Here is a 24,178-nt window from a genome sequence, read left to right as displayed (position 1 = left end):
GCGGCGACTCATACAACTATACAGACCCGAGTACGGGCCCGCAACCCGAATACGGGTGAAGTAGAACACAAATAAGGGGGTTTAGGTTCATTCTGACCTGAACAGTGGGACAAAACCCCTAGTCAATGCGGGGTAAAGGCCTCAAAAAATCTTCGAAAAAATCTTAAAAATCCCCACGAAAGCCCGAAAATCCCCCAAAAATCACTCCGGAAACCCCCTACGGAAACGCAAAAGGCCCCGAAACGAAGAAAAGATGGGGGAAGGGGCTACCGCCCCTCCCCTGCATCCTTACGTTTCCGCTCCTCGACCAGTTCCCTGACCCGGTTCCCTGGCGTACCCGCCATCAAGAGCAAAGGGGGAGGGCGCCCCTCACGGGACGCCTTCCCCTCTTACGTTCATAAACCTACAGAACGGTTATCGCGACAACCTACTCGGCAGCCACCGCACGACGACGGGACACATCGTACAGAGTGATGCCCACAGCCATCGCCGCGTTCAGCGACTCCATCGCCGAATCAATCGGAATCGACACAATCTGATCGCAGTTCTCAGTCACCAGGCGGGACAGGCCCTTGCCCTCCGAACCAACCACCACGCACAGCGGCTCGTTCGCAAGCTCCAGAGCCGGCAGCTCAATATCGCCACCGCCATCCAGACCAATCACAAAGATGCCCTGCTCCTTAGCCTGCTGAATCACACGAGTCAGGTTAGTCGCCATTGCAACGGGAATACGAGCAGCCGCACCGGCACTGGTCTTCCACGCACCCGCGGTCACCGCAGCCGAACGACGCTCGGGAATAATCACGCCGTCACCGCTAAACGCCGACACGCTACGAATAATCGCACCCAGGTTACGGGGATCGGTAATGCCATCCAGCGCCACGAACAGCGGCGGAGTCGACAGCTTACCCGAGTGCCAGCGCTCCATCGTATCCAGCACCAGATCGGTAGCATCCGGGTACTTGTACGGCGGAATCTGCATCGCCACGCCCTGGTGCACCGCACCATCGGTCAGACGATCCAGCTCGCTACGCGGAATCTCCAGCATCGGGATGTTGCGCTTATTCGCAATCGTCATGATCTCGCGAACGCGGTCATCCACCTCAATGCGGCTCATAATATACAGGTGCTTCGAGGGAATCTCGGTACGCAGCGCCTCCAGCACCGCGTTACGACCCGTCACCAGCTCATCGCTGGCGCGCTTACCGCCCAAACGAGTCTGGAACTTACGGTTCGTACCGGTCGCCGCACGACGCTCAGCCGCACGCTTCATCTTGTACGCCTTGTGGTAAACGCGATCCTCAGCCTTCGGAGTCGGGCCCCTGCCCTCAAGGGCCTTACGGCCGTGACCGCCGGTGCCCTTAGTAGCACCCTTCTTCTTGCCGGTAGCGCCCGGGCGCGAACCTGCCTTAGCCATTCTTCTCTTCCTTCGTCAAAATAATGAATACGAGTCTACGCGAAAAGACCCGCAACGCCTAAGCCCCCAACGCAGAACGCGGGGCACGCCACCAACCTACGCAATGCTCCAGCTCGAACCCTCAGCGCCGTCACGCACCTTCACACCCGCGGAGAACAGCAGGTCGCGCATCGCATCGGCCTTAGCCCAATCCTTCTGGGCACGCGCATCCGCACGCTCCGCCAGAACCGCCTGAATCAGGGAGTCCAGAGCCTCATGCTCGGCATCCGAGGCGCCCTCAGCGTTAAAGCTCATCAGCTGCGCCAGGCCCAGCACCTCAGCCATAGCCATCACGGCATTAGCGGCCTCCGAAGCGTCCTCACCGGCAGCGAGCGCTGCATTACCCGCGCGAGTCTGCTCATGCAGAACCGCCAGGGCACGAGGAATGTTCATATCGTCATCCATCGCCTCGGCGAAAGCCTCGGGCACCTCGCGGTCGGGCTTCAGCAAATCCTGAGTTGCGGCCAGGAACGATTCAACACGCTCAATAGCCGTTGCCGCCTCCTGCAGAGAAGATGGGCGATAGTCCAGCACCGAACGGTAATGCGCGCTACCTAGGTAGTAGCGAACCACCAGCGGACGGGCCATTTCCAGCATCTGCGCCGGCGAAATCGTATTACCGATAGACTTCGACATCTTCTCACCCTCGTAGGTGACCATGCCGTTGTGCATCCAGAAGTTCGCGAAATCATCGCCGGCCGCGGTCGACTGGGCCAGCTCGTTCTCGTGATGCGGGAAGCGCAAATCCAAACCGCCACCGTGAATATCGAAACGCGAACCCAAATACTTACCAGCCATCGCCGAGCACTCCAGGTGCCAGCCCGGACGGCCGCGACCCCACGGGGACTCCCACGAAGCGGTCAGCGGCTCGCCCTCCTTATAGCCCTTCCACAGCGCAAAATCACGAGGGTCGCGCTTACCGCGCGGATCGGCATCCGCCGAATCCTGCATATCGTCAATGCTCTGGTTGGTCAGCGAGCCGTATTTCTCCCAGGAACGCACGTCAAAGTACACGTCACCCGAGTCATCCAGCGCCGGGTAGGCGTGGCCGCGGTCAATCAGGCGCTGAATCAGAGCAAACATCTCGGGAATATGACCGGTCGCGCGCGGCTCATAGGTCGGCGGATCAATACCCAACGCCGCATACGCCTGAGCAAAAACCTTCTCAAAACGGTACGCGAGCGCCCACCACTGCTCATTCGGGAACTCACCCTCAAAACCGGGCTCCATAGAATCAGCAGACTTCGCCAAAATCTTGTCATCAATATCAGTGACATTGCGGACCGTCGTCACCTTCAAACCGCGGTAACGCATCCAACGGCTCAACTGGTCAAAAACCAACGCCGAACGGATGTGGCCCAGATGCGGTTCACCCTGCACCGTAGCACCACAATAATAGATACGCGCCTCACCGGGCACGACGGGCTCAAACTCGCGGATAGTCGCGGAAGCTGAATCATAAAAACGCATAGTCACACTCTCATTTTACGGGGTCGGTCCAGGCACCGGGGCGATAGGTTACGGAATGGGTCAAGCCGGGCAGAGGCCTAGTGGCGCTCATACACCAGAGCCATCGCAATCGCCGCCACGCCCTCCCCGCGACCGGTCAAACCCAAACCGTCGGTAGTCGTCGCAATCACCGTCACCGGGGCACCCGCCGCCTCACTGAGCACGCGGTTCGCATCCTCACGGCGCGGCGAGAACTTCGGGCGGTTACCAATCAGCTGAACGCTCACATTGCCGATCTCGAAACCGGCCGCACGCACAATCGCCACGGCCTCCGAAAGAATACGAACACCCGAGGCGCCCTTCATATCCGGGCGGTCCACACCAAAGTTCGAACCCAAGTCCCCCGTGCCAGAGGCGGCGAAGAGCGCATCCGCGGCAGCATGGGCCACCACGTCGCCATCGGAGTGGCCGCTCAGGCCCCGCTCCCCCGGCCAGTGCAGGCCGGCGATGTGCAGGGGCGTGCCCTCCGGGCCAAAAGCGTGAACGTCAACGCCGGTGCCGACGCGCGGAATAACAGTCATGATGGGTCCTTCGCTCAATAGATATTAGACAGAAGAAGAGGGGATACTCAGGGGCGCGTTCCGCCAAAGAGCGCCCGCGCCACCTTCAGATCCATGGGGGTGGTCACTTTAAAGGCGTCCTCGTGCCCGGCCACCGTCAGCACCGGTTCGCCGGCCGCCTCCATCGCCATCGCGTCATCGGTCAGCAGCTCGGCTTCCTCGGGAGGCAGGGCTCGGCTACGCTCATGAGCCGCCAGTAGCGCCGCCACCTCGAATCCCTGCGGGGTTTGTACGGCGCGCATGCTCGAGCGAGCCGGGGTTCCAGTAACCACCGCGGAGGCATCCACCGTCTTGATGGTATCGACCACCGGCAACACCGGAATAACCGCGCGCACCGTCCTCGCGGCAACGCGGGTGCCCAGGCCCTCCAGCACGCGGTGGTACACCTCCGGCGGGGTGAAAGAGCGGGCACAATCGTGAATCAGTACGTAATCCACCGCGATCTCGGCCTCGCGAAGCGCGTCAAGAGCCGCCACCACCGATGCGGTGCGAGTGTCACCGCCGACCGTCACCAGCGCCTCGGCGCGGTGCGCGTCCTCAAGGAGCTCCGGGCAGAGGCTCTCGCACCCGGCGGGCACCGTCACCACCACGTGCTCGGCAATCCGCGACTCGCGGGCGCCCTGCAGGGCATGGTCGAGTAGCGTACGCCCCTGCACGCGGACCGCGGCCTTCGGAATCGGCTCGCCCAGGCGCGTTCCCGAACCTGCACCCAGCACGATAATGGCCACGCGCGAGGGGTCTTTGCTCTGCCGGTTCTGCGCGGGCTGGTTCTGCACGAAGCGGTTCTGTGCGTTGGCCTCGGCGGTCACGGAATCAGCGGTAAAGCTCATACGTACTCTCCTCGGCTCGACGCTAATTCTCGAACTTATAGCCCAGGCCGCGAACCGTCACCACGTAGCGCGGTGCCGAAGAATCCGGCTCAATCTTGGAACGCAGGCGCTTAATGTGCACGTCCAGGGTCTTCGTGTCACCCACGTAGTCCGCGCCCCACACACGCTCAATCAGCTGTCCGCGCGTCATCACGCGACCAACGTTGCGCAGCAGAATCTCCAGCAGCTCGAATTCCTTCAGCGGCATGGGTACTTCCTCGCCGTTGACCGTCACCACGTGGCGATCGATGTCCATGCGCACGGGGCCGCCCGTAAGAACCGCGTCCATCGGCATGTCGGGCTCGGCGGAACGGCGGCGCAGCACCGCGCGGATGCGTGCAATCAGCTCGCGCGCCGAGTACGGCTTCGTCACGTAGTCATCGGCGCCCAGCTCAAGGCCAAACACCTTATCCAGCTCGGAGTCCTTGGCGGTCAGCATGATAATCGGTACCGAGGACACCTCACGGAGCTTACGGCACACCTCCGTGCCGGGCATGCCGGGAAGCATCACGTCCAGTAGCACCAGGTCGGCACCCTCGCGTTCGAAGGTGGGCAGCGCGTCCAGGCCATTGTCCACCACAACCGTCTGAAAACCCTCACGCCCCAGCAGGAAGGCCAGGGGATCCGACAGGGCCTCTTCGTCCTCAACAATCAGAATTTTCGTCATACTTTATCCTTGATTCCCATAAAACCTATACCGCTAACACTACACTGTGAGCGGTGCCTCCGGCGCCTCGGTCAGCGGCAGGGCCAACGTGAACGTCGAGCCCTCCTGCGGCATCGAACGCACCGTCACACTGCCGCCGTGCTGAGTCATCACATGCTTCACGATGCTCAGGCCCAGGCCCGTGCCGCCGGTCTGACGAGAGCGAGCCGGGTCCACCCGGTAAAAACGCTCGAAGATGCGCTTCTGCTCATCCTCGGGAATACCCACCCCCTGATCCGACACCTCAATGAGCAGCTGATCGGCCACGCGGTGCACCAGAATGTCCACCTTCGTATGTTCGGGCGAGTAGCGAATCGCGTTCTCCACCAGGTTCTGCACGGCCATACCCAGAAGCTCGGCGTCGCCGTACACCTCGGGGGCGTCCTCAATGCGGCTGGAAACCTGAATGTCCTTCTCCTCGGCAGCCAGGTGGGAGCGGTCCATCGCGTCCGCCACCAGGGTGGGCACGGACACCGGGCCGCCACGGGCAATCACGTCGGTCGACTGCAATCGTGAGAGCTCGATAATGTCGCGCACCAGCGCGGAGAGGCGGCGCGTCTCCTTGTGCAGGCGGCCCACGAAGTACTCAATCGCCTCCGGGTCATCGCTAGCCTGCTCAATCGCCTCCGCGAGTAGGCTCACCGCGCCCACGGGTGTCTTCAGCTCGTGCGACACGTTCGCCACGAAGTCGTTACGCATGCGTTGCACGCGAGAAATTTCGGTGCGGTCGTCGGCAAGCACCAGGATGTATTCGTCGCCCAGGGAGGCCACGCGAACATCCAGGACCAGTGCCTCGCTCTCGCCGCGGTCAATCTCAAAGCTTTGCTCGGCAAAAATGCCGCGGTGGCGCACCGTGCGAATCATGCTAGCCAGCTCGGGCGAGGTGACCGTATGCCCGCGCACCAGGCCCATCGCGTAGGCGCCCGGCGAGGCCTGAACCACTCCCCCCACCTCGTCGATGACCAGGTAGGCGCGGCCAATCACCGCCAGTACCTGAGCCGCACCGTCACGCAGCGTCGGTGCGGATACGAGGCTACGCTCACGCTCACGCTCACTACGGGCCACCGCGTTCATGCTCAGGACGCCGACCAGCAGACCTATCATGCCCGCGATGAAGGCGATCAGACCGGCATCCATACGTTCTCCTCCTGCGTGGGTATCTTCCACAAGTATATTGAACAGCCGCCCACCCAAGAGGTCGGCCCACGCAATGAGCCGCCCACCGAAACGGTGAGCGGCTCATAATCACGCGGGCGCTCTGCAGAGCGAACCTCGCGAGAGGTAATTACTTACCCTGGTTTGCCACGGCTGCGATGGCGTCCTTAGCGGCCTCGGGATCGAGGTACTCGCCAGCCTTAGTGGGCTTGAAGTTCTCATCCAGCTCGTAGTACAGCGGGATACCGGTCGGGATGTTCAGGCCGGCGATGTCCTCGTCGGAGATACCCTCGAGGTGCTTCACCAGCGAGCGCAGGGAGTTACCGTGCGCTGCCACCAGAACGGTCTTGCCTGCTGCCAGGTCGGGCTTGATGTCCGACTCCCAGTAGGGGAGCATACGGCCCAGAACGTCCTTGAGGCACTCGGTGCGGGGAGCGTTCTCAACGTTGGCGTAACGAGGGTCGTGTGCCTGCGAATAGGGGTCGTTGTCGTCCAGCGGGGGCGGCGGAACGTCGTAGGAACGACGCCAGGTCATGAACTTCTCGTCGCCGTATTCCTCGCGGATCTCGGACTTGTTCTTACCCTGCAGGGCACCGTAGTGACGCTCGTTCAGGCGCCAGGTGCGCTTGACGGGAATCCACAGGCGGTCCGCTGCATCCAGGGCGATGTTTGCGGTGTTGATAGCGCGACGCTGCAAAGAGGTGTGCACAACATCGGGGAGGATGTTGCGCTCTGCCAGCAGCTCGCCGCCGCGCTTAGCCTCGGCGCGGCCCTTGTCGGTCAGGTTGACATCCACCCAGCCGGTGAACAGGTTCTTCTCGTTCCACTCGGACTGGCCGTGGCGCAGGAGTACTAGTTTGTAAGTCATGCTTCTATTTTTTCATTTACCCGCCGGTTTGTCATGCCTTCGAGGGCAGAAAATCCGGGTTCTCCCAAAAACTTGCCGGATGCACCGCTTAGCTGGCAGAAAGCCCCACACCCCGCGCCCGGAAATCGTTCCGGAACGCGGTATGCGGGGCTCACCGTATGCGCTTGCGACGGCCACAAGGTGGGCGCGGATGCTTCGCTGAAAACCTCCTAGAAGCGGCGGCCACCCACTACGGGCCACACGCCGGCCAGGAACACGCCGCTCACCACGGCGGCCATCAGCTGCAGCATCAGCATCGTGTTACCCACGCCGGTGAAGGCCGAGAAGACGCCCAGCACCTGCACCACGGCGGAGACGCCGGTCAGGGCAAGCCAGGTGTTCTTAGGACGCTTGCCCGCGAACTCGTAGGCGTTGGCCGGCGCGGTCCATGCACGGTACAGCGCCAGAACGCCGATCACGGCACCGGCGGCCGACAGCAGCAGGTTAATCAGAAAGGTCGCGTAGAGGACCAGGACAATAGGAGACATCGTATTCCTTCACTCGAGCGGCCGTATAGCCGGGTACCCAGTACCCTAGCACACTACCGTAGCTAACGGTGCCTTATCGAACGGCCTTGAAGGCCTCGACCAGATCATTGTAGAGGTCATCGACGTTCTCGATACCCACAGACAGGCGCAGCATCGACTCGGGAATCGACTCCGGCTCGCTGCCATGGCGGCGGCGGCGCTCCACGAGGGATTCCACACCGCCGAGGGAGGTGGCGGGGGTCCACACCTTCAGCGCCTCAACCACGTTGCGGGCTCCCTGCGCGTCGGTATCCAGCGTGATGCACAGAATCGCGCCGAAGCCGGACATCTGCTTCTTCGCGACCTCGTGGCCACGGTGGCTCTCAAGACCCGGGTAGCGCACCTCCGAGACGAAGGGGTGTTCGCTCAGACGCTCGGCCAGCACCTGCGCGTTCTGCACCGCACGTTCCACGCGCAGCGCCAGGGTACGCAGGCCGCGCAGACCCAGCCAGGCCTCCATGGGCCCGGGGATCGCGCCGTTGGTGATGCGGTAGTGCAGCATCGCCTTGTACAGCTCCTCGTTCGAGGTGAGGGTCATGCCCAGCAGCACGTCCGAGTGGCCGGCCAGGAACTTCGTGGCCGAGTGCACCACAACGTCGGCGCCCAGGTCGAGCGGACGCTGCAGAATCGGGGTGGCAAAGGTGTTGTCCACGGCGGTCACGACGCCCAGGCGGCGGGCTGCGGCAAGAATCTCGGGCAGATCCCCCACCTCAAGCATGGGGTTGGTGGGGCTCTCAAGCCAGGCCAGGACCTTCGGGGAGGAGTAGTTCACGTTTTCCGGGGTCACGCCGGCGCGGGATGCGGCGTCCTCCAGGGCTGCGATAACGCTGGCGGTTTCCTCAATGTCCACGCGCACCAGCTCGATGATGCCGCGGCGCTCCAGATCCTTGCACAGGGTCACGGACGCCATGTAGGCGTGCTTAGGAATCAGGACGATAGCGCCCACCGGCACCAGGTCAATCACGGAGGAAACGGCGGCCATGCCGGAGGGGAACAGCAGGCCGGGCTGGGAAGCGTTCTCCAGCTTAGCGACAACCTCTTCCATGCCCTCCCAAGTCGGGTTCGAGAAACGGGCGTACACGCGGTCGTGCTCAATGTTGACGGCGTTCACGCCGCGGTAGGTGGAAGTCAGAACAATCGGGGGGTTCACCGGCGCATCGTGCTCGTGGGCGGGGCGGCCACCGGCGACTACATAGGTTTCAGCGGAATAGTTCATGTCATGGTTATCTGCACTCATACCTTTAAGCCTGGCACACCGGGGCCTCGAACGCATACCTCACCCGGCATTTTCCGCTCAGGATTAACACGCTTTTTACGCGGGGGCGCTGCCAAGTCCCGCGCGAAGGCCGTTGCGGCTCCCACCGGCAGGCTGCCGACGCGCACCGCAGGCCCACGGTGAACCCGGTACCCTTAAGGGGTGATGGATACTCTCAGCTACACCCCCCTCCCCGATTCTGCGGACCCCGCCAACCGCCGCGGGCTCTTCATCGTGGTCGAAGGAGGCGACGGCGCCGGCAAAACCACCCAGCTCACCCTGCTGGATGAGGCGCTCCGCGCCCGAGGCTACCGGGTCGTCACCACCCGAGAGCCGGGTGGCACCGAAATCGGCGAGAAGCTACGCGCCCTCGTGCTCGAGGCGGGCCAGGGCGCTATTGACGACCGCACCGAGGCGCTCATCTTCGCGGCCTCCCGCGCCGCGCACGCGGCTCAGCTGATTCGCCCCGCACTCGCCGAGGGAGCGATCGTGCTCTGCGACCGCTACATCGATTCTTCCGCCGCCTACCAGGGCGTGGGCCGCGATCTCGGGGTGAACACTATTGTTGACCTGAGCCGCTGGGCCACCGCAGACCTGGTGCCGGACGCAACCCTGCTTCTGAGCGTGCCCCTGCGCGCCGAACAGGAGCGCATGACCGAGCGCGGCACTGTGGACCGCATCGAGGCCGAGGGCGCCGATTTTAAGGCGCGCATCCACTCCGCCTTCGAGCGGATTGCTCGCGAGGATTCCAACGGTTCGCACCGCATCGTCGACGGTGTGGGAACGATCGATGAGGTGCATGCCCGCGTCCTTGAGGTGGTCGAGCCTCTGCTGGGCCAACGTATCCTCGATCGTTCCGCCGCACCGCGAGTGACCGAGCAGAAGACCGAGGGGGATGCATGAGCCTGTGGGATTCTCTGCTGATTCCTGAGCGCGAGCGCGACCAGTTGCGTCGCGATGTCGCCTCCTCACGCCCGACCCACGCCTGGCTGTTTACGGGCGCGGCCGGCGCGCCCCATCGCGAGGCAGCCAAGGTGTTTGCCGCGGCCCTGCTCTGCGAACAGCCCGATCCGCAGAACCGCGGATGCGGTGAGTGCAAGGGTTGCGTGACCGTGATGAACGGTTCGCATGCGGACTTCACGCACTTTAGGACCGAGGCCACGAACATCAGCATCGAGGAGGCACGCGAGCTGGTCATGAAGGCCCAGGACCGCCCGACGGTGGGCCGCTGGCGAGTGATTCTGCTCGAGGATACCGAGCGCATGCCCGAGCGCACCTCGAACGTGCTGCTCAAGGCCATCGAGGAGCCGCCCCCGCACACCATCTGGCTGTTGACGGCCCCCTCCCCCACGGATGTGCTGGTCACGATTCGTTCGCGTTGCCGTCCGGTGCAGTTGCCGGTGCCCTCGGAGGAGCAGGTGCACGGGTATCTTCTCTCGCGCGGTGTGGCCGACCCGCTGGCGTGCCGCGCGGCACGCCTGGCCATGGGCGACGCCGAGGAGGGGTACCGCCTGGCCACCGATGAGCAGGCCATGGCCCGCCGGGAGATGACCACCTCCCTCATTCTGAACGTCCGTTCCATTTCTTCGGCGTTTAGCGCGGCGGAAAAACTCACCGACCTGGCAGAACAGGATGCCCAGGCGGTCTCCGCTGCAAAGGATGAGCGGGAGCGCGCCGAGCTGATGGCCCTGTTGGGCATCCGCGAGGGCGAGCGAGTGGCTCCGACCCTGCGCGCCCAGGTGCGCAGGCTTGAAGACCAGCAGAAGCGCCGGGCCAAGCGCGTGGCTTCCGATACGCTGCTGCGTTCGGTGGCCCAGGTGCAGACCGTACTTCGCGATGCACTGACGCTCTCCCTTTCAGCGCAGCTACCGCTCATTAACGAGCACCTGCGCGAGCCGCTGACAGCGTGGTGCGAGCGTCGCTCCCCCGAGCAGCTCCTGCAGGACGTGCAAGCGGTGGAGATTACCCTGCGCCGCCTGCGCACGAACGCGAACGCGCGCCTGGCGCTTGAGGCGCTCATGAGCCGCTTCGTCGCGTAGGCTCGTGCCCGAGGTTAAGCAGGGCCGCACAAAACTAAAATGCGGGGGCCGCTATTCAGAGAACAAACATTCTTTGAATAGCGGCCCCCGCCTGTTATTACAGCGATTTTCACGCGGTACCGTACGCTCGCGTTAGCCCGGCGAACCGGCACCCGCCTAGTTACGGAAACCGTGCACCGGCGAGGGAATACGGCCGCAACGGGCGATAAACGCCTCTGCACTCGGGGTGTGCGTGGGCATGACCGGCGCGCGGCCCAGCAGGCCGCCGAACTCGACCATATCGCCCACGCCCAGACCCACGGCCGGGATAACGCGCACGGCGGTGGTCTTGTGGTTCATCACGCCGATGGCAGCCTCGTCTGCAATCATGGCCGAGAGGGTCGCGGCGGAGGTGTCGCCGGGAACGGCTACCATGTCCAGGCCGACGGAGCAGATGGCGGTCATAGCCTCGAGCTTATCCAGGGTAATCTGGCCGGCGGCGGCGGATTCAATCATGCCGATGTCCTCAGAGATCGGAATGAAGGAGCCGGAAAGACCGCCGACGTTCGAGCAGGCCATGAGACCTCCCTTCTTAACCGCGTCGTTGAGCAGCGCGAGGGCCGCGACGGTGCCGTGGGTGCCGACGGTTTCCAGACCCATCTCCTCGAGGATGTGAGCCACGGAGTCACCGATCTCGGCGGTGGGTGCCAGGGAGAGGTCGATGATGTTGAATTGCACGCCCAGGCGCTCGGCGGCGAGGGTGCCGACCAGCTGGCCCACGCGGGTAATCTTGAAGGCCGCCTTCTTAATTTCTTCCGCGCAGGTGTCGAAGGATTCGCCGCGCACCTTCTGCAGGGCGCGGTGCACCACGCCGGGGCCGGAGACGCCCACGGAGATGGTGGTGTCTGCCTCCTGCACGCCGTGGAAGGCGCCGGCCATGAAGGGGTTGTCGCTGACGGCGTTGGCGAAGACCACGAGCTTGGCGCAGCCGAAGCCGTGCGTATCGGCGGTCAGGTCGGCGGTGGCGCGGATGGTTTCGCCCATGAGCTTGACGGCGCTCATGTTGATGCCGGCACGGGAGGAGCCGATATCCACGGAGGAGCAGACCACGTCGGTCTCGGCGAGGGCGCGGGGAATGGAGCGAATCAGCTTTTCGTCGGCGGGGGTCATGCCCTTATCGACGAGGGCGCTGAAGCCGCCCACGAAGTTCACGCCCACGGCTTTGGCCGCCGCGTCGAGGGTGCGGGCGAACTCCACGTAGTCCTCGTCATCGGATGCACCGGCCACCAGCGCGATGGGGGTGACGGCGATGCGCTTGTTGACAATCGGGATGCCGAGCTCGGCCTCGATGCCTTCGCAGACGCTCACGAGGTTTGCCGCGCGGGTGGTGATCTTCTCGTAAATCTTGCGGCGGGCTACTTCGCCGTCGGAGTCGGCGCAGTCGAGCAGGGAGATGCCCATGGTGACGGTGCGGATATCGAGTTTTTCTTCCTCGATCATGCGGATGGTTTCGAGAATATTGCTGTTCATCATGGTGGCCGCCTAGAGGGTGTGCATTGCCTTGAAGATGGACTCGGCCTGAATACGGATCTGCACCCTCTGCTCACGCTCGACGCCGACCATGGCTTCCTGCAGGTCGATGAGGTTCTGCTCGTCCTTGTTGAAGGAGCAGTGCATAATCATGGTGAAGTATTCGCCCATGATGGTCTGGGAGACGTCCAGGACGTTGACCTTGCGCTCAGCCAGGGCGGTGGTGACCGCGGCGATGATGCCCTCGTGGTCGATGCCTGTAACGGTGATGATGATCTTCACGGTGTTCTCCTTGGGGATGGTGCGAATACTGACGGCGGATGCGTCCAGCTGCCGCGGCGGGCGGAATCACCCGGGTTTTATGCATAGAAGAACGAACCTATGCATACTTATACCAACAATTATAGGTTACCTAGGCCACAGATAACAGGGGAACGGGCACTATTTTGCAAAGCCGCACCCCAAATCTTCAAAACCCGAGAATAAAAAATCCGCGGCTTCACCGATATAGATATCGAAAAAACCGCGGATTCTTATAAGTCTGTGTATCTAAAACCCCTAACGGAACTTAGATGTTAAACGTAGGATGCGATATACAGCTCGCCGCTACCGCTCAGCACGGCCTCGGAGGGCTCGCCCACGTGCAGTACCGACTCGGTGGCGCCGAGCACGAACTCGTCCGTGCCGTTGCCGTCCTTGGCCTGAATCGTCACCTTACCCGCGACGCTCAGGGCCGCGCTAATGCCCTTGAAGGTGTAGCTTAGCGGCTTGCCCTCTTCAACGCGAACACGGGTCACGCTCATGCGCTCATCCCACATGGCGTAGGTGCCCAGGGGTCCGTCCTCGGGGTTGGGGCGCTGGATGACGGGGGCGTCCTGCTTCTCGCCGAGCACCTTAATGAGTTCCTCGGTGTCGATATGCTTGGCGGTCAGGCCGGCACGCATCACGTTATCGGAGGGGTTCATCAGCTCAATGGCGGTACCCGAAACGTAGGCGTGCACCTGGCCGTCGGGGGTAAAGGCGGACTCGCCGGGAGCAAGGTGCACCAGGTTCATCACGAAGGCCACGAGCAGACCGCGGTCACCGGGGTACTTGCCGTCCACGATGCGCACGAGCTCGGCGGCGTCGGCTACCACATCGTTCGAGGCGCCCAGCAGCCCGGGGGCGGTGTCTACCAGGTGCTGTACTGCGGCGGAGGCGGTCTCCTCGGGCAGGCGGATAATCTCGGTCAGAAGCTGCTTGGGGCTGAGCTCGGCACGCTCGGCCAGCCAGGCGGCACCGAATGCGGCGGCCAGGGTCTTGAGCTGCTCGACGGGGCGCACGCCGGTGAGCACGCGCATCGGGCTCAGCGCGATGACGGTCTCAGGCTTGGAGTAGCGGTCCTTGTAGTTGCGGTAGGGCGCATCAATCGCGATACCGCGGGCCTGCTCGTCCTCGAAGCCGGCGATGGCCTGTTCGGGGGTAGGGTGCACCTGAATGGACAGGGGGGCGTCAATCGCAAGGATTTTAAAGAGGAAGGGGAACCAGTCGGAGGTTCGGTCCGGGCGCAGGAAGCGGGAGGGATTCTCCACGATCAGCTCGTTCAGCGGGGATTCGGCGCCGTCCACGGTAGCGCGCGAGGGCGCAGCCGGATGCGCACCCACCCACACCTCAGCTTCGGGCTGTTCGGTGGGTACGGGCACGCCACGCATACGTCCTAGAATTTCGCGTGAACCCCACGCATAATTCTGAATCTGGTTTTTAAGGGAAAAAATCTCACCCATGGGGAAAAATACCTCTCGCCGGGGGCTGTTTGATATAAGTGACGTGATAAAAAACCCATATATTCAGCGGAATTTATAAGGTTTTACCTGCCCATTATAGGGGCTTAGTAGACTTCTTTACCGCTAAAATAAAAGGCGTGACTACTATTAATCTACATGACTCATTCAAGGCGTACGACGTGCGTGGCATCGTCGGCGAGACCATTACTGCAGAGACTGTTCGCGCTACCGGTGCGGCATTTGTCGATGTTCTGGGACTGCAGGGCCAGACCGTCCTGGTCGGCGGCGATATGCGTCCCTCCTCTCCCGAATTCATGGATGCATTTGCCCAGGGTGCAACCGCTCGCGGCGCAAACGTTGAAAAGATCGGCCTGATCTCCACTGACGTTCTGTACTTCGCATGTGGCGTTGAAAACGCCGCCGGTGTTACCTTTACCGCTAGCCACAACCCTGCCGAATACAACGGTATGAAGATGGCTAAGGCCGGCGCCGTTCCGGTGTCCTCCGAAACCGGTCTGTTTGACATCCGCGACCAGGCACAGAAGTACCTGGACGCCGGCGAGATTCCCTCGGTTGAGAAGGTCGGCACCGTGACCGAGAAGGACATCCTCAAGCCCTACGCAGAGTACCTGCGCAAGCTCGTGGACCTCTCCTCCATCCGCCCGCTGAAGGTCGTGGTGGACGCCGGTAACGGCATGGGCGGCATGACCACCCCCGCCGTTCTGGGCGACACCATCCTGCCGGGCCTGCCCCTGGAAATCGTTCCCCTGTACTTCGAGCTGGACGGCACCTTCCCGAACCACCCGGCCAACCCGCTGGAGCCGGCCAACCTGGTCGACCTGCAGAAGGCTGTCGTGGAGCACGGCGCAGACATCGGTCTCGCCTTCGACGGCGACGCCGACCGCTGCTTCGTGATTGACGAGAAGGGTAACGCAGTGACCCCCTCGGCCGTGACCGCTCTGGTGGCCGAGCGCGAGATTGCCCGTGCCAAGGCTGAGGGCAACGAAGAGCCCGTCATCATCTACAACCTGATCACCTCGAAGGCTGTGCCCGAGCTCGTTGAGAAGCTGGGCGGCCGCGCCGTGAAGACCCGCGTTGGTCACTCCTTCATCAAGGCCGTCATGGCCAAGGAGAACGGTGTGTTCGGTGGCGAGCACTCCGCTCACTACTACTTCAAGGACTTCTTCAACGCCGACACCGGTATGCTGGCCGCTATGCACGTGCTGGCAGCTCTGGGTGGCGACGACAAGCCCCTCTCCGAGATCAGCGCGAAGTACTCCCCGTACGTTGCCTCCGGCGAGATTAACTCCGAGATTGAAGACAAGGCTGCCGCTGTGGACCGTGTGCGTGCACACTACGCTAACGCTCCCGTGGTTGTTGAGGATTCCGACGGCACCACCTTCACCAACACCGAAGAGGGCTGGTGGGTTAACCTGCGTCCGTCGAACACCGAGCCGTTCCTGCGCCTGAACCTTGAGGCACCGGATGTCGCCACCATGGAGCGCGTCCGCGACGAGGTTCTGGCTCTGGTTCGCCAGGGCTAAGCTCTTCGCTAGCTACTAAAAAATCCCGCCCCGCAGAATATGTCTGCGGGGCGGGATTTTTTATTTTGATTGCTGATTCCGACTAAGTTTTTCTGTCAAACAGGGGAACCCAGTCGACGAACCGGCTTGCGGGATTTTTACGCTTCGCGTGCCTGGTCGTGGAGCATCCACTGGTCCGGGCCGAAGATCTCGTAGTTGATGTTCTTGCCGGGGACACCCGCATCCACCAGTGCGGAACGCACGCCCTGCATGAAGGGCAGCGGGCCGCAGAGGTACACGTTGGCGTTGGAGGGAACGTCCAGCTTGGAGACGTCCACGCGGCCGGTGTAGTCACCGCCCTCGCCCTCAATAAAGGAGACGAGGCGACCGTTGGGCAGCTTGCCGACGAGCTCGACGAGCTCTTCGCGCAGGGGCCAGGTGTCCAGGCGGCGGTCTGCGTGGACCACGGTCACGGGGCGGTTCGAGCCCTTCTCAACCAGCTCGGAGAGGAAGCTGAGCATGGGGGTGGTGCCGATGCCCGCGGAGAAGAGGTACAGGGGCGCCTCGGGGTCGCCGAAGCCCTCCAGGGTCAGGTCGCCGTAGGGGTTGGAGAGCTCAACGACGTCGCCGACCTTCAGCTCGTGCAGGATGGAGGTCATCTCGCCGTTGGGGTCGAGCTTCACGGCGATGCGGCGCTGGTTCTTCTCGCTGGGCAGCAGGGTGTACTGGCGTGCCTGGCGCAGACCGTCGCGTGCGGGAACGGTGACGGAGACGTACTGGCCACCCTTGGACTCGGTCATGGGGGTGTCATCGGCGGGCTCGAAGGTCAGCACGACGACGTTCTCGCCGGTCTCCTTGCGGTCCACAACCTTGAAGGGTGCGCGGGTCACATCGTTGGCCTGAGAAGCGTACAGGCCCTTCTCCAGCTTGATGAGGGCGTTGCCCATGAGCCAGTAGACCTCGGTCCAGGCGTCGACGATTTCGGGGGTGGCCAGGTCGCCAAGGTTAGCGGCGATAGCCTCGAAGAGGTACTTGTAGACGGTGGGGTACTCTTCTTCCTTCAGGCCCAGGGAGGCGTGCTTGTGTGCAACGCGGGAGAGGACTTCGTCGGGGTAGGAGTCCGGGTGCTCGACAATGTAGGAGGCAAACACGGCGATGGAGCCGGCCAGTGCGCGGGGCTGGGTGCCTTCGAGCTGGGAGGAGCGGGAGAACATGCCGTCCATCAGGTCGGGGCGGGCGGCGAACATTCGACGGTAGAAGTCGGGAGTGATGTCGTTAATGCGCTCGGCGATGATGGGCAGGGTCGCCTCGATAACCGGGCGGGACTTTTCGGAGAGCATCGGTGTATGCCTTCTTCCTGTAACGGTCACCCACGGGATCCGGAAGCGTTGCGGGCCGACGTTGGTGGCGGCCGCGAGGTGCCCCGAAGGTCACCCCGTTGGTGACAAAGTGTTTATAAAACACCCCTACCCTAACACTTTGACCTATGTTTTCGTTTTCTCAGGGCGTACTGTGTGCCGGGAGCACCCCGACTCACGGGTACTTAAGGTTTGTTTAGACCTGAAGTGTCAACTAAGTGAGACACAATATATTTGCGTTAGAAAAGCTGATTTCGCGAGTGACTAGCGACGGTGCATGCATAAAAATTCTGCAATGAATATATATTTTCACGAGAAAGTTTGCATACTCACGAAATAATGACTCTACTCACATTTTTATACCGTGAGCTCAAATCTGCATATTTTCGAAAATAGTGCACGTTTACAGCCCCGAGTAGTCGTCCCGGAACTAGTCGGCAAGGCTCTCCGCCGAGCCTCCAGATGACCTACGAAAAAGCGGGAATCGCGTTCTCCGGAGGAGCCATTCCGAGCTCCAGAAGGATCGGACCCACGGGGCTGGCACCCGCGGTCAATTCGGTAATCGTCACCGAATCCACGGCAGCATAGAAAGCCTCGCGAGCCCTCGCCAGTACGTTGCGCAGGCGGCAGAACTTATCCAGGGGGCAGTGGCCGTTCTCATCCTCACACTCAATCATGGGGATGTCACCCTCAGTAGCACGAAGAATGGTGCCCACCGTCACCGAACGCCCGGATTCCGAAAGCATTACACCTCCGGAGCGACCGCGCGTCGAATCCAGATACCCCTGGTTTACCAGGAACGCCACGGCCTTCGCTACGTGATTGTAGGGGGTATCCACACCCTCCGCGATCTTCTGGGTCGACAGCTTCTGCCCCGGCTCCAGGGCAGACAGGAGCATCAGCACACGGAGCGAGACATCCGAGAATGCTGTCAAACGCATGGATACTCCTTCACTACTTCGCCTTCAGCGGGGAACCCGCCGAGCATCCAGTGGCACGCGCACCGCATCGACCGACCGGGGCGCGTCAAAAACATACACAGGCATTGTATCGATGCGCTCCATGTGCTGAAAGTTAGAGGCCTCTTCCCCACTCGATTGAAGGTGTCCAAATATTTCTTCGGCTCGTTCGCATTATCTTTTGCGGTGCATAGCTTTACATTTCAAATTCGCGCGCTCGGTGCCCGGCAGATAGGCAAGGGGCGGAACCTCAACCGAGATTCCGCCCCTTCAACCGCTCAAAGAGTTAGCGATTTAGCCTCACCAAATTAGTCCTCCAGGGACTTGGCCAGGGCATCGCGCTGCTCGCGAACCTCGGCGGGCAGCTTATCGCCGAACTTAGCCAGCCACTCGTCGATGCCGGGAAGCTCAGCGGCCCACTCGTCCTTCGAGACAGCCAGGGCAGCCTTCAGCTCTTCCTCGGAGATTTCCAGACCGGTCAGGTCCAGGTCTTCCTTGGTGGGAACGGTGCCCAGGAAGGTCTCCTCGCCGCCGGCCTTGCCATCCAGGCGGTCGAAAATCCACTTGACCACGCGAGAGTTCTCGCCGAAGCCGGGCCATGCGAAGCCTCCGTCGGGGGTGCGGCGGAACCAGTTGACGTAGTAGACCTTCGGCATGTTCTCTGCACCGTGCTTCTTGCCCAGGTCAATCCAGTGCTGGAAGTAGTCACCGGCGTTGTAACCGATGAAGGGCAGCATGGCCATCGGGTCGCGGCGAATCACGCCGACGGCGCCCTTAGCGGCCGCGGTGGTCTCCGAGGACAGGGTGACGGCGCGGAACACGCCCTGCTCCCAGCTGTCGGACTCGGACACCAGCGGAACGGTGGTCTTGCGGCGACCACCCAGAACGATAGCGCTCAGCGGCACACCCTCGGGGTCGTAGTACTCGGGAGCGAGCATATCCACCTGGGATGCGGGGGTGCAGAAGCGGGAGTTCGGGTGAGCTGCCGGGCGGCCAGACTCGGGGGTCCAGTCCTTGCCGGTCCAGTCAATCAGGTGTGCGGGAACCTCGTCGGTCTTGCCCTCCCACCAGACGGAGCCGTCGTCGGTCAGTGCAACGTTGGTGAAGATGGTGTTGCCCTTGGCAATAGCCTTCATAGCGTTCGGGTTGGTGGAGTAACCGGTACCCGGTGCCACGCCGAACAGGCCGGCCTCGGGGTTGACCACGCGTGCCTGGTGGTTCTCGTCGAACTCAATCCAAGCGATGTCGTCGCCGACCATCTCAGCCTTCCAGCCGTCAATGGTGGGCTCCATCATTGCGAAGTTGGTCTTACCGCAAGCCGAGGGGAACGCTGCGGAGATGTAGCGAACCTTGCCCTCGGGGTTGGTCATCTTCAGGATGAGCATGTGCTCTGCCATCCAGCCCTCGTCGCGACCGATGACGGATGCAATGCGCAGTGCGTAGCACTTCTTGCCCAGCAGTGCGTTGCCGCCGTAGCCGGAACCGAAGGACCAGATTTCGCGGGTCTCGGGGAACTGGACGATGTACTTCTCGGGGTTGCAGGGCCAGGAAACATCCTTCTGGCCGGGCTCCAGGGGTGCACCAACGGAGTGCAGGGCCTTGACGAAGAAGCCATTGGTCTCGTTCAGCTTGGCCAGAACGTCCTTGCCGATGGTTGCCATGATGCGCATCGAGCACACAACGTATGCGGAGTCGGTCAGCTCAACAGCAATCTTGGGGTTCTTAGCCTTCAGGGAGCCCATGACGAAGGGAATGACGTACATGGTACGGCCGCGCATGGAGCCCTCGAACAGGCCGGTCAGGGTCTGCTTCATTTCGACGGGGTCGCGCCAGTTGTTGGTCGGGCCGGCGCCCTCTTCGGTCTCGGAGCAGATGAAGGTGCGCTCCTCGACACGTGCCACGTCGTCCGGGTCGGAGAAAGCGGCGTAGGAGTTCGGGAATTCGTGATCGCTCAGGCGAACAAAGGTTCCGGCGTCCACCAGCTCCTGCGCAAGGCGGTTATATTCTTCCTCGGAGCCGTCCACCCAGTAGATGTGGTCGGGCTGCGTCAGCGCGGCAACCTCGCGAACCCATTCCAGAAGACCCTGGTGGGTGGTGGGTGCGCTCTGCAGCTCCTTTTCGAGTTCGGCAGAGAGAGTACGAGTTGAGGTGTCAGCCATTGACGTTTTCCCCTTCAATCGGTAAATACCGCGGATACTACGTTGATCCGCGATAGGTCTGCGGTAGCGAAGAAGCAGTTAAAAACTACAAGCGTGCAAATAATGGTGAATATGCACGCTTGGACAGAAGCCACTTCCTCGTGATGCTTACAGAATAACGCATTAACGACCCGAACATCCTTCTATGACGTTATTTCTTACGTTCCGCCCGTCACACCTTCAACAGGAAGACACCGAGGGTAATCAATGAGAAATTCGAGGGCCGGAGGGTAAGAATCGTACGGGGCGGAGGGTTCTCGCGGGGGATCCCCACCTCCCGTTTGGAACCGCACAAAAATATTTTAAAAAATTTTCCGGGAACCAAAAACCCCGGAATTTCGCGGTAAAACGAGGCATTACAACACTCCGGTGACCCAAAAATGGGACCCTTTTGAGTTTTTCGACTTGCAGGCTCTCCGTAACCTCCGTATAGTATTACCTGTTGCCGCGACGGATTGAAGAAATCCGGAGCGAGGAACATGCGCCTGTAGCTCAACGGATAGAGCATCTGACTACGGATCAGAAGGTTGGGGGTTCGAATCCCTTCGGGCGCACCACCGATCCCCGGTTCTTCGGAACCGGGGATTTTTTGTATCCTCGGACACGTGGGCCCGGACGGGGCCACCTTCCCCTGCCTATTGTGGGCGCGGCGGGTGCATCCTCACCAAAAATCCGCATTTCACCCGCACAATATGACGTGCGCCGGCGCACACCGGTGAAAAAACGCATAGGATGGAAACAAGACCTTCCACGCCCAAGTTGGAGGGACACATCACGCGAAGGAGCACCATGGCTCAGTTATCCATCCCGCAATCCCTCATAGGTGCGCTTATCGATATTGCAGATCTAGGAACACTCGACTACTTCGCCCCCAGCGAGCGATGCGCGCACTGGGCCCTCTACGACAATCAACACCGCGAGTTGCTCTGCCCCTGCGCCCCCGCCGAGGTGCCGAGCGTTGAGAAGCTCTTCGAGAGCGCGGCAAAAATTCTCTACGAAAACTTCCCGCGCTATATCGATACGCCCGACCAGATTATCCCGTACACCTCGCGTCAGGAGCTTATGGCCGCCCTCCTGCGAGGAGATGACACCGCAGAAGGCACCGAAGACATCGGCGCAGAGGGTAACGATGCAGAAACCGTTACCGAGGCCGGGGAAGCTACCGAGGGAATCGTCGTGCAGAGCGGCGAAGAAACGAGTGAATCGGCGGAGGCCGTTGCACCGGCTGCGGAGAAGCCCAAGCCCTCCCCCGCGCTGATGGCTCGCCGCGCCCGACCGGTAGCCGAGCAGGAGACTCCCGGAGAGCAGACGGCCGAGGAGAAGGGTCTCGCCCCCTCGGAGGCCCCCAAGCCCAGCGTCCCGAAGCCCAGCGCACCCAAGCCCTCCGCCGCCCAATTTGCAGCCCCCAAACCTGCCCCGCCGAAGCCCAGCGCACCGGTTGCCCCCGCGCCCCTCGAGGTTTCCTCCGAGACGCGCCCGGCCGCGCCGAAGCCGCCGGCGCCCTCCGCGGCCCCCTCACCCAGCATGTTCCGCAAGGCGACGCTCACCTACCGTCCGCCGCAGATCGAGGAGTACCTGCAGGGCCTGCGTGCCCGGCAGCAGGCAGCAGAGCAGGCCACTGAGCAGAACGCCGCCCCCGAAAACATCGCTTCGGACACCCCGAGCACCCCGACGCCGATGCCCGTGCCCTCCGCCGGAGCCGCGCGGACCGCGACGAAGAACGTTGCGCCCGAGGCTCCCACCCGCCCCACAGGGGTCACCGCGGAAGATCGTGAGCGCGCCTACCGCATCCGTCCCGGGCTACGTCAGCGCATGGAGCGCGAGGGACTCACCGAGGACCTCGTGCGCACCGTCCTGCGCGAGGGCACGGCGGAACGAGTCAACGACTGGACGATTCGCTTCAGACATGACGACTACCGCGTGGACGTCAACACCGCCTCCGCCGAGCTAATTACCGTCGTCGACGAGTACGAAGCCGAGTGCAATGACGGGGCCAATACCACCCTGGCCCGCGGCGAGTACACCCCGCTCAATGCCCTCGAAATGGCCTTCAGCGAGCGCGCCCGCGTCTTCCTCTCCAAGAACCCCGAGTTCGTCTTCGACATTATGGTCCGCACGCTCGAGAACCCCGAAAGCGTGCGCATGGGTGAGGGCTGGACCCGCATCTACGCCGCGGAGGGGCTGGAGATGACCATCTCCCCGGATCAGCGGACCGTGCTCTCCCTGACCAAGACCCCCGATTTCCAGGCCCTGCACGGCGAGAGCCTTCGCCGCGCGCAGATTGAGGATCTCAGCGATGCCATTAACCGGCAGGCCGAGGCCGCCACATCCGAACAGCCCAAGCATCAGAACGCTCAGAACGCCGAGGAGGAGAAGTAATGTCGGCCAAGCAGATTACCGTTCCTCTCGAGGTGTACGTGCGCCTGCAGGAGCTGGCCTCCCTGGCCGGCTACAGCTACCGCGAGGCGGAGGAGGGGACGGAGCGTACCTGGGACCTCACCAACGACGAGGGCGCCTCCCTGCTCGATGAGCGCGGCGCGATTCGCCCCGAGGCCGCAGAGCTCTACTTCACCCTGATGCCGCTCATCGCCCACGAATTCGTGCAGCAGCAGCAGGCCCTCGTGGAGGCCTACCGCAAGACTCCCAAGCCCGCCGCGGCGCGCGCGAAGATTCGTCCCTCCAACCAGCGGCTCATCCCGCTGACCGAGGTGCCGCTCGAGAATCAGCGTATCGCCGCACGCATCGAGCAGGAGTTTTACGGCGAGGTGCCGGAGAGCCGCCGCATTTACGGGGTACTGCCCGGCGTCATGGACTACATGATGCGCCACGACCTCGGCTACGCCCTGCTGCTCGAGATTATCGAATCCCCCGAGAGCGTGGTACGCGAGGAGACCGCCGAGGAAAACCGCTACGGCCGCGAGGTCACCCTCTACACCCACGAGGATCTGGGCTACCAGGTTGTGTTGAACCCCCTCACCGTGGAGGTTCTGGCCCTGCGCCCGCTCGAGGCCTCGGCCGGCGGTTACCAGCTCTCCCTCGAGGCTCAGAGCCAGCTCAAGGCGCTGGGCCTGACGAGCGAGTACATTACGCGCATCCTGGATGAGGCCGATAACCGCCAGCCCATTCCTGGTACGAGCCGCACCGTGTACTCCCTCAACGGTTACCAGGTGGAGTTCTCGCACTCCGATCAGCAGGTCATTCGCATTGCGCGCGGTGTTGCCGCGAACCGTAATCCCTTTGAATCTCAGCCGCGCATGAGCGGACGAAAGCGCCAGCGCGGCCGCAAGATCCCGCACGACGTGGACGAGTTCGTTCAGCTGCTGCAGGAGCACGGATTCACGGTGACGATGGGCGGTAAGCACTACGATATCCGCCACGAGGCGCTGGCTCCGGGGCAGAAGGCCGTCACGTCGGTGACTCCCTCCGACTCGCAGCGTTGGCACCTGAATTCTGCGCGTCAGATTCGCAATACCTTCGGTGTTGATCTGCGCTACGCCGATCCGCGCGATAGCGTGCGCGGCATCGTGCGGGGTACCCGCCCCGCAAAGGATGCGCTCCCGGCGGAGGGCTCCGCGCCGGAGGGCGGCAAGCATCCCGCGGATAGCGCGAGCAAGAAAGCTGAAGGGCAGCGTTCCGAGGGTGGGCGGGCCGAATAGCCCGTGCGTATAGACCGGGTTGGCAGACCCGGAGCGCGTTAGGCCGTGCGTCCGCAGAAGGGGCGGGGCTCGGGGGCTGTGCTCCCGGCGCCCCGCCCCTGCGTCTTTATGCTTTCCAAGGTATTTATTTGCACCCCGGGGCAGGAGTAAATGACGGGTCTTTCCCCGCTTGTCAAGGGATCAAAGGGTAGACTAGAAGCGAGCTATACGTGCTCTTCAGCATAAAAAT

Annotated in this window: 20 protein-coding genes and 1 tRNA gene; 6 read left to right on the top strand and 15 right to left on the bottom strand. The window is 62.4% G+C overall.

Annotated elements, in window-relative coordinates; all coding sequences use genetic code 11:
- Positions 1–427: 427 nt before the first annotated feature.
- The 9 genes from rlmB to HMPREF2674_RS06345 all read right to left on the bottom strand — a co-directional run bounded on the left by rlmB (position 428) and on the right by HMPREF2674_RS06345 (position 8,926).
- Positions 428–1,417 (bottom strand): 23S rRNA (guanosine(2251)-2'-O)-methyltransferase RlmB, encoded by a 990-nt coding sequence (gene rlmB, locus HMPREF2674_RS06385; protein ID WP_070825149.1) that lies wholly within the window; start codon positions 1,415–1,417, stop codon positions 428–430.
- Between the two features lie 96 nt (positions 1,418–1,513).
- Positions 1,514–2,932, bottom strand: a complete 1,419-nt coding sequence (cysS, locus tag HMPREF2674_RS06380) for a cysteine--tRNA ligase (protein WP_070825148.1) — start codon at positions 2,930–2,932, stop codon at positions 1,514–1,516.
- 71 nt (positions 2,933–3,003) lie between these two features.
- The gene (ispF, locus tag HMPREF2674_RS06375; RefSeq protein ID WP_070825147.1) at positions 3,004–3,486 is read right to left on the bottom strand and encodes a 2-C-methyl-D-erythritol 2,4-cyclodiphosphate synthase; all 483 of its coding nucleotides are present in this window, start codon (positions 3,484–3,486) and stop codon (positions 3,004–3,006) included.
- 47 nt (positions 3,487–3,533) lie between these two features.
- Positions 3,534–4,355, bottom strand: a complete 822-nt coding sequence (gene ispD, locus HMPREF2674_RS06370; protein WP_084824438.1) for a 2-C-methyl-D-erythritol 4-phosphate cytidylyltransferase — start codon at positions 4,353–4,355, stop codon at positions 3,534–3,536.
- Positions 4,356–4,377: 22 nt separating this feature from the next.
- Positions 4,378–5,061 (bottom strand): response regulator transcription factor, encoded by a 684-nt coding sequence (locus HMPREF2674_RS06365; RefSeq protein WP_049334005.1) that lies wholly within the window; start codon positions 5,059–5,061, stop codon positions 4,378–4,380.
- A 39-nt stretch (positions 5,062–5,100) separates the two neighbouring features.
- Positions 5,101–6,237: a sensor histidine kinase gene (locus HMPREF2674_RS06360; RefSeq protein ID WP_049334004.1), complete on the bottom strand. Its 1,137-nt coding sequence runs from the start codon at positions 6,235–6,237 to the stop codon at positions 5,101–5,103.
- A 148-nt stretch (positions 6,238–6,385) separates the two neighbouring features.
- Positions 6,386–7,123, bottom strand: coding sequence for a phosphoglyceromutase (locus tag HMPREF2674_RS06355; RefSeq protein ID WP_049342684.1), 738 nt, complete (start codon positions 7,121–7,123; stop codon positions 6,386–6,388).
- A 209-nt stretch (positions 7,124–7,332) separates the two neighbouring features.
- A complete protein-coding gene (locus HMPREF2674_RS06350) occupies positions 7,333–7,650 on the bottom strand; it encodes a DUF2516 family protein (protein WP_049334002.1) in 318 nt (105 codons plus the stop codon).
- Positions 7,651–7,723: 73 nt separating this feature from the next.
- A complete protein-coding gene (locus HMPREF2674_RS06345; RefSeq protein WP_070825146.1) occupies positions 7,724–8,926 on the bottom strand; it encodes a trans-sulfuration enzyme family protein in 1,203 nt (400 codons plus the stop codon).
- Between the two features lie 183 nt (positions 8,927–9,109).
- Between HMPREF2674_RS06345 and tmk the strand changes: the two genes are divergently transcribed.
- Both tmk and HMPREF2674_RS06335 read left to right on the top strand, forming a co-directional pair.
- The gene (tmk, locus tag HMPREF2674_RS06340; protein WP_070825145.1) at positions 9,110–9,847 is read left to right on the top strand and encodes a dTMP kinase; all 738 of its coding nucleotides are present in this window, start codon (positions 9,110–9,112) and stop codon (positions 9,845–9,847) included.
- Positions 9,844–10,983: a DNA polymerase III subunit delta' gene (locus tag HMPREF2674_RS06335; RefSeq protein WP_070825144.1), complete on the top strand. Its 1,140-nt coding sequence runs from the start codon at positions 9,844–9,846 to the stop codon at positions 10,981–10,983. Before tmk ends, HMPREF2674_RS06335 begins: the two co-directional genes overlap by 4 nt.
- Before the next feature lie 156 nt (positions 10,984–11,139).
- Here the strand turns inward: HMPREF2674_RS06335 and HMPREF2674_RS06330 are convergent, their stop codons facing one another.
- The 3 genes from HMPREF2674_RS06330 to manA form a co-directional block, all read right to left on the bottom strand.
- Positions 11,140–12,495, bottom strand: a complete 1,356-nt coding sequence (locus tag HMPREF2674_RS06330; RefSeq protein ID WP_049342689.1) for a PFL family protein — start codon at positions 12,493–12,495, stop codon at positions 11,140–11,142.
- 9 nt (positions 12,496–12,504) lie between these two features.
- Positions 12,505–12,774, bottom strand: coding sequence for an ACT domain-containing protein (locus tag HMPREF2674_RS06325; RefSeq protein ID WP_049342690.1), 270 nt, complete (start codon positions 12,772–12,774; stop codon positions 12,505–12,507).
- Positions 12,775–13,067: 293 nt separating this feature from the next.
- Positions 13,068–14,255, bottom strand: a complete 1,188-nt coding sequence (manA, locus tag HMPREF2674_RS06320) for a mannose-6-phosphate isomerase, class I (protein WP_049347240.1) — start codon at positions 14,253–14,255, stop codon at positions 13,068–13,070.
- A gap of 137 nt (positions 14,256–14,392) precedes the next feature.
- Between manA and HMPREF2674_RS06315 the strand changes: the two genes are divergently transcribed.
- Positions 14,393–15,799: a phosphomannomutase/phosphoglucomutase gene (locus HMPREF2674_RS06315; RefSeq protein ID WP_049342692.1), complete on the top strand. Its 1,407-nt coding sequence runs from the start codon at positions 14,393–14,395 to the stop codon at positions 15,797–15,799.
- A 137-nt stretch (positions 15,800–15,936) separates the two neighbouring features.
- Here the strand turns inward: HMPREF2674_RS06315 and HMPREF2674_RS06310 are convergent, their stop codons facing one another.
- The 3 genes from HMPREF2674_RS06310 to HMPREF2674_RS06300 all read right to left on the bottom strand — a co-directional run bounded on the left by HMPREF2674_RS06310 (position 15,937) and on the right by HMPREF2674_RS06300 (position 20,254).
- Entirely contained in the window at positions 15,937–17,118 is a 1,182-nt protein-coding gene (locus HMPREF2674_RS06310; RefSeq protein ID WP_070825143.1) for an FAD-binding oxidoreductase, read from the bottom strand.
- Between the two features lie 485 nt (positions 17,119–17,603).
- Complete coding sequence (locus HMPREF2674_RS06305) at positions 17,604–18,077, bottom strand: RrF2 family transcriptional regulator (protein WP_049333993.1); 474 nt, start codon at positions 18,075–18,077, stop codon at positions 17,604–17,606.
- Between the two features lie 326 nt (positions 18,078–18,403).
- On the bottom strand, positions 18,404–20,254 hold the full coding sequence (locus tag HMPREF2674_RS06300) for a phosphoenolpyruvate carboxykinase (GTP) (protein WP_049342694.1): 1,851 nt from the start codon (positions 20,252–20,254) through the stop codon (positions 18,404–18,406).
- 520 nt (positions 20,255–20,774) lie between these two features.
- Between HMPREF2674_RS06300 and HMPREF2674_RS06295 the strand changes: the two genes are divergently transcribed.
- The 3 genes from HMPREF2674_RS06295 (at position 20,775) to HMPREF2674_RS06285 (ending at position 23,949) form a co-directional block, all read left to right on the top strand.
- Positions 20,775–20,850 (top strand) — tRNA-Arg (locus HMPREF2674_RS06295).
- A gap of 232 nt (positions 20,851–21,082) precedes the next feature.
- Positions 21,083–22,672 carry a DNA repair protein gene (locus HMPREF2674_RS06290; RefSeq protein ID WP_070825142.1) on the top strand — a complete coding sequence of 530 codons (1,590 nt, stop codon included), beginning with the start codon at positions 21,083–21,085 and terminating at the stop codon, positions 22,670–22,672.
- The gene (locus HMPREF2674_RS06285) at positions 22,672–23,949 is read left to right on the top strand and encodes a cell wall biosynthesis glycosyltransferase (RefSeq protein WP_070825141.1); all 1,278 of its coding nucleotides are present in this window, start codon (positions 22,672–22,674) and stop codon (positions 23,947–23,949) included. The genes HMPREF2674_RS06290 and HMPREF2674_RS06285 overlap by 1 nt, the downstream gene beginning before the upstream one ends.
- Positions 23,950–24,178: the final 229 nt, after the last annotated feature.

This window comes from Rothia sp. HMSC062F03 (genome assembly GCF_001836905.1).
GTDB lineage: Bacteria > Actinomycetota > Actinomycetes > Actinomycetales > Micrococcaceae > Rothia > Rothia mucilaginosa_A.
The sequence above is the reverse complement of the archived record's forward strand: the minus strand, read 5'-3'. Positions and strand labels throughout refer to the sequence as shown.